Source organism: Moritella sp., assembly GCF_033791185.1.
In the GTDB taxonomy this organism is placed as follows: Bacteria; Pseudomonadota; Gammaproteobacteria; order Enterobacterales; family Moritellaceae; genus Moritella.
In genome coordinates this window covers 1-11,240 of record NZ_JASJHF010000258.1, presented here as the reverse complement: position 1 = coordinate 11,240, position 11,240 = coordinate 1, and the positions used below count along the sequence as shown (strand labels likewise).

General features: G+C 42.1%; 7 protein-coding genes. 2 read left to right on the top strand and 5 right to left on the bottom strand.

Annotation, left to right across the window (positions count from 1 at the left end):
* Window positions 1-156: 156 nt before the first annotated feature.
* Window positions 157-786 carry a LysE family translocator gene (locus tag QNK26_RS15045; protein WP_319224530.1) on the bottom strand — a complete coding sequence of 210 codons (630 nt, stop codon included), beginning with the start codon at window positions 784-786 and terminating at the stop codon, window positions 157-159.
* A gap of 334 nt (window positions 787-1,120) precedes the next feature.
* Between QNK26_RS15045 and QNK26_RS15040 the strand changes: the two genes are divergently transcribed.
* Window positions 1,121-3,142, top strand: coding sequence for an FAD-dependent oxidoreductase (locus QNK26_RS15040; protein ID WP_319224527.1), 2,022 nt, complete (start codon window positions 1,121-1,123; stop codon window positions 3,140-3,142).
* A 101-nt stretch (window positions 3,143-3,243) separates the two neighbouring features.
* Here QNK26_RS15040 and QNK26_RS15035 read toward each other — a convergent pair whose 3' ends face one another.
* From QNK26_RS15035 to QNK26_RS15020, 4 genes are all read right to left on the bottom strand, one after another.
* Window positions 3,244-4,878 carry a BCCT family transporter gene (locus QNK26_RS15035; protein ID WP_319224524.1) on the bottom strand — a complete coding sequence of 545 codons (1,635 nt, stop codon included), beginning with the start codon at window positions 4,876-4,878 and terminating at the stop codon, window positions 3,244-3,246.
* Window positions 4,879-5,104: 226 nt separating this feature from the next.
* Window positions 5,105-6,721 carry a BCCT family transporter gene (locus tag QNK26_RS15030; RefSeq protein WP_319224522.1) on the bottom strand — a complete coding sequence of 539 codons (1,617 nt, stop codon included), beginning with the start codon at window positions 6,719-6,721 and terminating at the stop codon, window positions 5,105-5,107.
* A 168-nt stretch (window positions 6,722-6,889) separates the two neighbouring features.
* Complete coding sequence (locus tag QNK26_RS15025) at window positions 6,890-8,365, bottom strand: DUF1501 domain-containing protein (protein ID WP_319224520.1); 1,476 nt, start codon at window positions 8,363-8,365, stop codon at window positions 6,890-6,892.
* 11 nt (window positions 8,366-8,376) lie between these two features.
* The gene (locus tag QNK26_RS15020) at window positions 8,377-10,140 is read right to left on the bottom strand and encodes a DUF1800 domain-containing protein (protein ID WP_319224518.1); all 1,764 of its coding nucleotides are present in this window, start codon (window positions 10,138-10,140) and stop codon (window positions 8,377-8,379) included.
* A 175-nt stretch (window positions 10,141-10,315) separates the two neighbouring features.
* Between QNK26_RS15020 and QNK26_RS15015 the strand changes: the two genes are divergently transcribed.
* A complete protein-coding gene (locus QNK26_RS15015) occupies window positions 10,316-11,167 on the top strand; it encodes a tetratricopeptide repeat protein (protein ID WP_319224515.1) in 852 nt (283 codons plus the stop codon).
* Window positions 11,168-11,240: the final 73 nt, after the last annotated feature.

Below are 11,240 nucleotides of genomic sequence, written 5' to 3'. Positions count from 1 at the left end.
TAATTGACCAATCCTGCTATATAAAGTATTCACAAGGCGCGTACTCAGCAATAGTCGCAAAACCCGAACTAACATTCAAAGAATGTAAGTAATAATGGGAAACAATAAAGGCTCACCTCGGTAAGTCTTTATTATACATTCAACACAAGCTTGCTGCTATTTACTCACCGCCAAATACGCACCAGCTGCGATCATAATACTGCCCGCGCCTCTGTTTAAGCGTTGATGAGCCACTGGTGTTTTTAACATCCCAGCCATGCGACTAGCGCCAAAAGCAATCAACATTAACCCTGACATTAAAGCAATAGCCGACAACACAGACACCAAGGCAATATCTTGTGCCTTTAATACCGTTAGGTCGATGAAGGTGGGTAAAAACGAAATATAAAATAGGATCACTTTTGGATTCGATGCTGAAATTAGAAAGCCCTGAGTAAAACTAGCCAACATCGACCCTGCTTGCTGCGCATCTGCTTCAGCTTGAATATCATCTTTAATCTGCGGCAGGGCTTTAATCATCTTATAACCAAGGTAAATCAGGTAACCAGCACCGATATAACGAATAGCAGTGAATACTTCGGACCAGTTTTCAGCAATCGTCGCCAGACCAAAGCAAGCTAAAATCAGATAAATCACGTCGCTACCTATCATGCCCATTGCTAACATAATACATTTCTTTGGTCCTTCAACCATGGCGCGCGCCAAAATAGCAAATACCCCGGGGCCTGGTGTGATACCAAAAATAAATATCGCGATAAAAAATGTAATAGCAGACTCTAGTGACATCTATAATACCCTTTAAACAAATAGCTAATTTCAATAAATCGACTATAACATAGTGATTCGTTCAGCGAGCAATAATAAAAGCGGGTCACGAGTGTACTTCGCTAATGCATCGGAGCTGATCATGTCAGAAACGGCGATATCGACACTTGGTAATGCCGCGCGGTATTGCGCTTACTCGAGAATAATGCGTGACCTAAAGCACGCTTGGGCTTTGGTGTCCACTTTAGACAAATCATTGTCCTAAATAGCAAAGAACAAAAGGACGTATCTTGTTTTAATACCGTCAGCCTTGCGCTAGATAACAATTTAGCGCATAAATTAACGGAGTTTGATTATGTTAAAAGAAGAACATGGTGTGCTATTTAAACCAATGAATATTGGTAAATTAAAGCTAAAAAACCGCTACTCAATGGCTCCTATGGGAACGTTAGGGTGTGTTGATGGTGATGGCGCTTACAATAATCGTGGCATTGAATACTATTTAGCACGTGCTCGCGGTGGTGTAGGCTTAATTATCACTGGCGTACAGATGGTAGAAAATGAATTGGAGCAATTCCCAATGCCATCTTTACCTTGCCCAACCAACAATCCAACAGCTTATATCCGTAGTGCCAAAGAGATGACCGAACGAATTCATACCTACGGCACTAAAATTTTTGCTCAACTGACGGCTGGCTGGGGACGATCATGCATCCCAGGTTTTACTCCATTAGACAAATCAATTGCGCCTTCTGAAGCAGCAAACCGCTTTGACCCTTCAATCACTCATCGAGAATTAACCACTGAAGAAGTAAAGTACTTTATTACTAAATTTGTAGAATCTGCAGCTATCGCGCAAAAAGCGGGTTTTGATGGGGTAGAAATTCATGCCGTGCATGAAGGTTACTTACTTGATCAATTTACCATGGAATTCTTTAACAAACGAACTGATCAATACGGCGGCAGCTTTGAAAACCGCTACCGATTTGCCGTTGAAATTGTACAAAGTATTAAAGCAGTTTGTGGCAAAGACTTCCCCGTGTCACTACGTTATTCAGTGAAAGGCAATATGAAAGGATTTGGACAGGGTATTCTGCCTGGAGAACAAGCAGAAGAAGTCGGTCGAGATATAGAAGAAGGTCTAAAAGCGGCGAAATACCTTCAAGATGCTGGATTTGATGCCCTAAACGTCGATGCAGGTACTTACGACTCATGGTATTGGAACCACCCGCCAAATTATTTTAAACCAGGTATGTACACTCCATACTGCAAAGCCGTTTCTGAAGTGGTTGATATTCCTGTATTAATGTCAGGTAGAATGGAAAATCCAGATTTAGCCGCACATGCGGTTTCAGAGGGGATTGCAGATGGCATCTCCCTAGGCCGTCCCCTTCTGGCGGATCCAGATGCGGTAAATAAAATTCGCCGAGGCCGCTTTGAAGAAGTTCGTCCGTGCCTTTCATGCCATCTTGGCTGTTTGGGCAGAATGGCAGAGGTCGGCAATATCTCTTGTGCAGTAAACCCAAGCTGTGGACGTGAGCAAGAATTCAGATTATTCCCTGCGCATAAAAAGAAAAAAGTCGTCGTTGTTGGCGGTGGTGTTGCTGGTATGGAAGCGGCTCGCATTGCATCTGAACGTGGACATGCCGTTGTTCTTTTTGAGAAATCAGATCAACTCGGTGGTAACGTTATTCCCGGTAGTCAGCCATCATTCAAACACGATGACAAGGCTTTAATTCAATGGTTCAGTGGCGAAATGACACGTAAAAATGTAGATCTTCGCTTTAACACACAAGCCGATAAGGCAACAATTGAAAACGAGAAACCTGACAGCGTTATCTTCGCGACGGGCTCAAGACCTATCCAACCTCTCTGGCTTGAAGGCAGAGAGAAATCTCACGTCATGGTTGCAGAACAATTATTAATGAAGCCTGAGTTAATCACTGGCAATAACGTCATTGTGATCGGTGGTGGGTTAGTGGGTTCAGAAGCGGCACTTTGGATGGCACAGAAGGGTAAAAACGTGACTCTGATTGAAGCGGCTGATGATATTATTGGCGGCCCTCATGGAACTTGTTTTGCAAATTACCAAATGCTAAAAGAGCTGTTGATTAAAGAACAAGTCAACATAATGACTTCGACTTATTTATTACGTGTCACAGATAGCGGCATTCAGGCATCTCAAGATAAGAATGAATTCACGCTAGATGCCGAGCACGTGGTTTTAGCACTTGGATACAGAGCTGAAGGTCACTTGCATGAAGAACTTGCTAATCAACTAGATGTTGAAGAGGTATTCAATATCGGCGATAGCCAAAAAGCCCGTACCATTATGACTGCGGTTTGGGACGGCTTTGAAGTAGCAAGCGCACTATAAATACGTATTACCAATGATGAACTGAATACGGTAATCAGATATGGTCTCAAACATATGTTTGAGACCATTTTTTATTGTATAAACCAAGAATCAAACATCAATTACTGGTATAAAGCACGCTCTGAGTTCAAACCTTTAATTAGGCTGACACACATAATCAGCAATACAAACGTAAACGGTAATGCAGTGATAGTGACACCCGCTTGCAATGCTTGTAACGCTTCTGAACCACCAATCCATAGCATAACACCAGCAATAGTACCTTCTACTGTAGCCCAGAAAATACGTTGTGGTACAGGCGCATCGATCTTACCGCCCGATGTGATACTGTCGATAACCAACGAACCAGAATCAGATGAGGTAATAAAAAAGATTAATACCAAGATAATTGATAATACTGACAGCACATCACCATACGGCATTGCATCGTATACTTGGAATAAAGACAAAGAAATATCAGTTAAACCATTTGCGCCAAGTTCACCGACGTTATTCATAATTTGATCGATAGCAATACCACCGAATGTCGCCATCCATACTAACGTCACTAACGTTGGAATAAAGACAACGGCAGACAAGAATTCACGTACCGTACGACCTTTAGAAATACGCGCAATGAACATACCTACGAATGGTGACCATGAAATCCACCAAGCCCAGTAAAATACAGTCCAACCTTGCATCCAAGCAGTATCATCACGGCCATGTGGATCACTTAAGCTAACAAAGTTTTGAGCATAAGCAACGAATGTTTCAGGGATTGATACTGTGATTACATCAAAACCAATGATCATCACAAAAATCAGTAACGCAAAGGCAAACACCATATTGATATTACTCAATACTTTAACGCCGCCATCAATACCACGTATAACCGAGAAAATCGCAATTAATGTCACAAAGGCAATGACAATCAACTGCATGCCAATACCACCATCAGTACCAAATACATGATTGATACCACTCGTCGCTTGTTGCGCGCCTAAACCCAGCGATGTAGCTAGACCAAATAACGTCGCAAGTACCGCCAAGATATCAACAACGTGACCAGGCCAGCCCCAAGCTCTATCACCAATTATCGGATAAAATACCGAACGAATTGATAGTGGTAGACCTTTGTTATACGCAAAGAAAGCCAGAGAAAGTGCCACAATACCGTAAATAGACCAGCCGTGAATACCCCAATTATAAATGGTTGCTGCAAGTGCTAATGACTTTGCTTCAGCTGTTAACGGTTCAACATTAAATGGCGTTCCCCACCAGTTAGTGAAATAAGCCGTTGGTTCTGCAACACCCCAGAACAACAGACCAATACCCATACCACCAGCAAATAACATTGCTAGCCACGAGATCGTTGAATGTTCAGATTTTGCTTCTTTACCACCAATACGGATCTTACCGAGCGGTGATAAGATTAATACAGCAATAAAAAAGACGAAGAAGTTGGTTGACCACATAAAGAAGCTATCGAAATCAGCTAAGATGCCGTTTTTAATAGTGTTTAATGTTTCTTTTGCGGTAGCGGGATCAACGAGAAGAAGTGCAGAAAGGAAGAAGATAATAAGGCCGGCGCTAATGCCGAATACGGGGTTGTGTATATCAAAGCCCCACTTTTGAACGTTGTCTTGACCGACTTGATAGTCAGTTGTTTCAATACTATATTTATTTGAAGAACTATATTTATTTGACGAACTACTTTGGTTTGACGAACTATTTTTGTTTAACGAGCTATCCATAAGTTATGCTTGAGCATATATCCTGCAATACTTTTTAATCGAAAAGTAAAAACGAAATGACCATCATATACAGCAATGATTAGGCCAAGAAATAAAATCGGTTAAAATAATAGCAAAAAATAGGACGAAATTCAAACGGCCTCAAATATACAGTTAGGCCGTTTGAATTTATTATATGAATTTTTTAATAGTTAAATTTTAAAACGTTAATTTATAAAGCAAATAATTACTTGTATAAATGATACTCTGAATTTAAACCTTTAATTAAGCTCACACACATAACTAGCATTAACACGGCAAATGGTAAACCAGTTGTTACCACACCAGCTTGCAAGGCTTGTAACGCGTCTGTACCACCAATCCAAAGCATCGTTGCAGCAATTGAACCTTGTACGATTGCCCAGAAAATACGTTGTGGAACCGGTGCATCAATCTTACCGCCCGAGGTGATACTGTCGACCACCAGCGAAGCAGAATCTGATGAGGTAATAAAGAAAATTAAAACCAATGCAATCGATAATACTGACAGCACGTTACCATACGGCATTGCATCGTATACATGGAATAGTGATAAAGAAATATCAGTCAAACCATTGGTACCAAGCTCACCGACTTTATTAATAACTTGATCGATAGCAACACCACCAAACGTCGCCATCCATACCAGCGTCACTAACGTTGGCACAAAAATAACGGCACACAAGAACTCACGTACTGTACGCCCTTTAGAAATGCGCGCAATGAACATACCTACGAATGGTGCTAATGAGATCCACCATGCAAAATAGAATACCGTCCAACCGTGCATCCACGCCGTATCGCCACGGTCATGCGGGTTACTTAAAGCAACAAAGTTTTCTGCGTAAGCCATAAAGGTTTCTGGAATTGAAACGATTATTACATCAAAACTAATAATCAGTACAAAGATTAATAACCCAAATGCAAACACCATATTGATATTACTCAATAGTTTAACGCCGCCATTAATACCACGCATAACGGAGAATATAGCCACTAAGGTAACAAGTACAATAACAACTAACTGTAAACCAAGACCGCCTTGCGTACCAAATACATGATTGATACCACTCGCCGCTTGTTGTGCGCCGAGACCAAGTGATGTAGCCAGCGAAAACAATGTAGCCAGTACAGCCATGATATCCACAATGTGGCCAGCCCAACCCCAAGCTCGATCACCAATGATCGGATAAAATACCGAACGAATTGAGAGTGGCAGACCTTTGTTATAAGAAAAGAAAGCCAGTGCAAGTCCCACAACACCGTAAATTGCCCAACCGTGAATACCCCAGTTATAAACCGTTGCCGCCAGCGCTAATGATTTCGCTTCTGGTGTGAATGGCTCAACATTTAATGGCGTCCCCCACCAGTTAGTGAAATAAGCCGTTGGTTCAGCAACCCCCCAAAACAACAGACCAATACCCATACCTGCGGCAAATAGCATAGTTAACCAAGATAGGCTTGAGTGATCCGTACTGGCTTCTTTACCACCAATACGGATTTTACCAAACGGCGATATAATCAACAGCATAGTAAAAAGAACAAAGAAGTTGGTTGACCACATAAAGACCACATCAAATTCTGCCATGATGCTGTTTCTGACACTGGTAAGTGCTTCTTTTGCTGTGGATGGGTCTGTATAGAGAAGGGCTGAAATGAGTAGGAAGATTAAACCGGCACTAATACCGAATACGGGGTTATGTATATCAAAGCCCCATTTTTGTACGTTATCTTGACCAACTTGGTAGTCGGTGGTTTCAATACTATATTTGTTTAACTGATTATTTTTGTTTAACTGATTATTTATTTTAAACGCACTGTCCATAAATTATGCTTAAGCATATATCCTGCAATACTTTTGATCGAAAAGTAAAAACGAATGGCCCATCGAATTAAAACATCAATGGTGCCAATAAATAAAACGCCTCGCAGGGTAGCAATAACCGTACTAAAGTTCAAACAAATATATTTGCACTAAATGACCAGAAATATCTTAAACAAGAACCCCATTTTTAACTCGTTGAAATAACGGCATAGCCCCAGCCGGAAAGCGCTTCAGATTCGGAAATAATATATTGACCTCATCAGCCGAAGCCCCAAACCAGGTGGCTAAACTGGCATTCATTTGCGTCAATGATGTTGTCGGTAATAAGCGGCCACTGCGATAATCATCAGCACCACCGCGTAACATACTTGGCCATTTACCATAAAGACCACCCTGCACAGCCCCACCGACAACGAGTTGATGTGACCCCCAACCGTGATCTGTACCACTGCCATTACTGGTTAAAGTTCGGCCAAAGTCAGACGCGGTGAATGTGGTGACTTGTTTGGTTAAAGATAAAACCGCCAGCGCCTGCTGAAAGCTGCTGATTGCACGGCTTAATTCAGCCAGTAATAATGGCTGTTTATCTATCTGTCCAGCATGAGTATCGAAGCCGCCTAACTCGACCATAAATACTTGTCGCTGCATGCCTAAACTTTCGCGTAACAAGATAGCTTGTGCCACGGCGGCTAATTGCCGAGATAATTTACCATCATCAAACAAGCCATCAATCTTAGCTAACGCTTTACTGTGGGTGGTCCAAAGTTGCGTTAATACCGCAGAGAGATCTTGTGCTGAGGTTAATTTTCCACGCATTAACCGTAATAACACATCATCACTTGGTATGGACTGCAGCGCTTGCACAGTTGCGGTTCTGGCTTGCTGTCTTTGGTTACCTTTCGCATCGAGTCCGATAATTTTACCTGGCTTACCTGGCGCTAATACCGCGCCCATCGTTTGTTGACCACGTAACCATTGATTACTGCCATGGAAAGAGATACCCATAGGTAAAACAGCGTGCTGATTACCTTGTGATAAGGAGCCTGTTGAGAAGGTCGGCAGCTCATTCATATGCCCTGCCCAGCCCGTTGTCACATTATTATCACCGATACCGGAATAAACCGCTTTACGCTGCTGGTTATGGGCAAATAAAAATGCCGGTTTTTGTTTACGGTTTTGCTTAAATTCGTCCCGACTACCGGGTTCGATTAACACGCCAGAATTAGCAATGACAGCAACTTGCTTATCTCGGCTTAACGCTTGTAATCCTTGCATACCGGGGTGAACGTTTAACGCGTGAGTTTCACCATCAAGATCACGCAACATTATCGGCAATAGCTGCTTGCTATAACGCGTATCACCTTTGTTCGCTAAGTATTGTGGTTGATTAACATAATTAGGCACAGCCAATGCTTGCCGAGTATTGATGTAGTTTTGATATTCTGGATGTGGGGTATCAGGAAATACCATGTTGAATGCGTCATTGCCGCCATTTAGCATGATACAAACCAATGCTTTATAATCGCTTGCCGTCTGCTGTTTAGCGGCAATTGTTTGCAGTGCCAGTAAGGGATTAGATTGCAACAACGCTGTTGATGTTCCTAACACTCCAAGCGCCTTAAGTACTTCTCTGCGTAATATCATCGCGATAACTCCTAAGGCTGCACAGCATAATCAGCAGAACTGACGATTAAATAAATGGCTTCTTGTAGTTGTCTTTTTTGCCCTTTGATATTAATTAAATGAGATTGTAATTGCGCTTTAAATGCGGGCGTCATTTTTCCTGCTAATAATAGCTGGTCAAGATAATCCAACATATCAATACTGTTGTCAGCGAGTGCTAATGGCGCCGTAAAATCTAGCTTTAAACTCGCCTTATTAGACATGGTTTGCTTAAACATTAACGATAATTGTTTGATAATAAGTGGATCGACCATGATCTGAGATTCAGGTGCTACTGTCGTCATTTGTTGATTCACAGGCACCACACTCGGTAATTCATTATCAACGTTATCTGCGGCTAAGTTATTGAGCGCTTCGAAAGGTTCATAATTAGGCTTAAAGTCTGGCTGATAGAAGTTAAATACTGAATCAGCTCGCATAGCCCCCTGACCAAACGTCGCGTTTAGTTGGCGTAAATGATAATGCTCCGATTTGGGCGTTGCTGAAAATGCACGCAAAAAACCCACGTAATTGACCAGCGGCTCTTTTAATTTTAAGGCTGGTGCGGTTATCGTTCCTTGGGCATCATTATCCAGTAAAATAGCTTCAACAACAGCGCCTAAATCACCACGTATACCATCGCCATTATCATTAAATACTGTCGCGATACGTTTAATATACTCAGGAGAAGGATTGGATGAGACCAAACGTTGGATTAACTGACGACTAATAAAAGGCCCGACATTAGGGTGATTAAATAATAAATCTAAACTCGCCGATAATTCTTTGTCCGCTTTCACTCCCGCTTTGAAGGTCTGACCGAATAATGTTTTTTCATTGTAGTCATGTTGCTTTGGTGACAGTTCCATAAAAGTATCATAGCGGCCACTACGGCGATGACCATAGCGCTTGTTTTCAACCAGATCCCACCCGGTAAAAACCCTGGCTAAATTCTCTACATCCGCTTGTTGGTAGCTCGGGATCTTATTACCCTGTTTATCTAAAATAGCTTGTCCGCTGATATCTAATTGGTACAGACCAATGCTGAATAATTGCATCACTTCACGGGCGTAGTTTTCATCGGGAAAGCTGTTCTTGTTGAGATTGGCTTTACGGTTACCTTGCATCGAAAGGTAAATACCCATCGCTGGTGACAAGGTGACATCTTGCAATAACTCGCGATAATTACCAAAGCTGTGTTTGACTAATAAATCGTAATACCAAGCTAACCCATCACCGTATTTAGCCAATGGCGGCTCTTGACTAGATACCACTAAGATCTGCGATAACGCAAATGCCACGCGCTGACGTAATTGATCTTGCGCCGTTAAGGCATGCTCTAACCAAACCGATTCCTGGGCTTTTAAACAGGTGCGGGCATTGTTCGGCTTTTTGTTGTTAGTACTGGCCTTATCTGCGCTATCGACTGCATTCGCTGGAGCTGCCTTTAATACATCACAATATTGTGTGGTTAAGGGATAATGCCAACTTGGCGATAATTGCATCTGCGCAGCGATCCATTGCTGACGCGTGACTTGCTGCGCACTTCGCAATGTTTCTGGTGTAGGCCCAAAACTGCCTTGATATAACAACTTGGCCGCGGCATTAGTTACTGACGGTGACTGATTCACCGTCAGTGGAATCCTATAATTACTTGCCTGCGTCACTGCCGTGCTGTTACTGGCGGCTGCAGGGGTTAAATTTAAACAAGCCAACAAAGCACAACTGATACCGTTTACAAATAAAGATTTACTCATCCTAGATCACATCCTTAAAACGGTGACCTTTGAATATATGCTGATTTTGTGTTTACGACAGTGATCCAGATCTCAACGATAAGCACAGCTTGCAGACTTGATTACGCTAACTTTATCCCCATATATCTTTCATACTCAACATTTATACCAAAACGCAATGTGATGGAGCTAATCAGTGCAGAATTATATCCTTGACCTTACCAGTGAAAATTTTCAAGAGATCTTGCTACAAGGCAAATACTCACAACCAATCGTCATTGATTTCTGGTCTGAACGCGCACCAGAAAACCAAGTAAGTGCCCGTCTATTAAACATCGCACAAAGCTTAAATGGCCAAATCGTGCTAGCGCGACTCAATTGCGACCGTCACCCAGAGCTGGTACAACAATTTGGTATAAAAAGCCTACCAACGGTAGCCATCTTTAAAGATGGTAAGCCAGTTGATAGTTTTGTTGGCGAACAGGAAGAAGCGGCGATCCGTGAGATCATTAGCCGTCATTTACCAAAACAAGAACAAGTTTTACTGCAACAAGCGCAAATGCTATTAATGGACAGCAAGTTTGCCGAAGCTGTGCCACTAATGGGCCAAGCTTACGAACTCGCACCCGATAACACTGATATTAAAATAGCTTATGCCCAAGCACTACTCGGTTCACATCAAGTAGAAGCAGCTGAAGCACTGCTCGATACCTTTGCAGAACAAGAGCAACAAAGTCACCAATATCAAACGCTACGTTCGCATTTAGACACAGCCAAAAAATCAGCCGAAACACCAGAGATCGTAGCATTAACCGCGGCGCATGCCGCGAATCCTGATGATTTAAAAATTGCCTATGATCTGGCTATTCAATTACAGACTGCCAACAAGCATAACGATGCGATGGTGTTGTTATTTAAGATCTTGAGCACGGAGTATGATTTCTTAGAAGGCGGCGCCAGAAAGGTTTACTTAGAGTTATTATCAGTGATGACAGATGCTGCTCTGGTGGCTGATTATCGTCGTAAGTTATATAGCTTGATGTATTAATTGTCGATTTAATAACTCGATAGAATCAGTCAATGTAATAACCTGATTTAATAGCAAAGCATAAACCCTGACG

Coding starts and splice junctions, on each gene's coding strand:
- QNK26_RS15025 (WP_319224520.1), bottom strand. CDS start 8,365: ATGATATTACGCAGAGAAGTACTTAAGGCGCTTGGAGTGTTAGGAACA.
- QNK26_RS15020 (WP_319224518.1), bottom strand. CDS start 10,140: ATGAGTAAATCTTTATTTGTAAACGGTATCAGTTGTGCTTTGTTGGCT.
- QNK26_RS15030 (WP_319224522.1), bottom strand. CDS start 6,721: ATGGACAGTGCGTTTAAAATAAATAATCAGTTAAACAAAAATAATCAG.
- QNK26_RS15035 (WP_319224524.1), bottom strand. CDS start 4,878: ATGGATAGCTCGTTAAACAAAAATAGTTCGTCAAACCAAAGTAGTTCG.
- QNK26_RS15045 (WP_319224530.1), bottom strand. CDS start 786: ATGTCACTAGAGTCTGCTATTACATTTTTTATCGCGATATTTATTTTT.
- QNK26_RS15040 (WP_319224527.1), top strand. CDS start 1,121: ATGTTAAAAGAAGAACATGGTGTGCTATTTAAACCAATGAATATTGGT.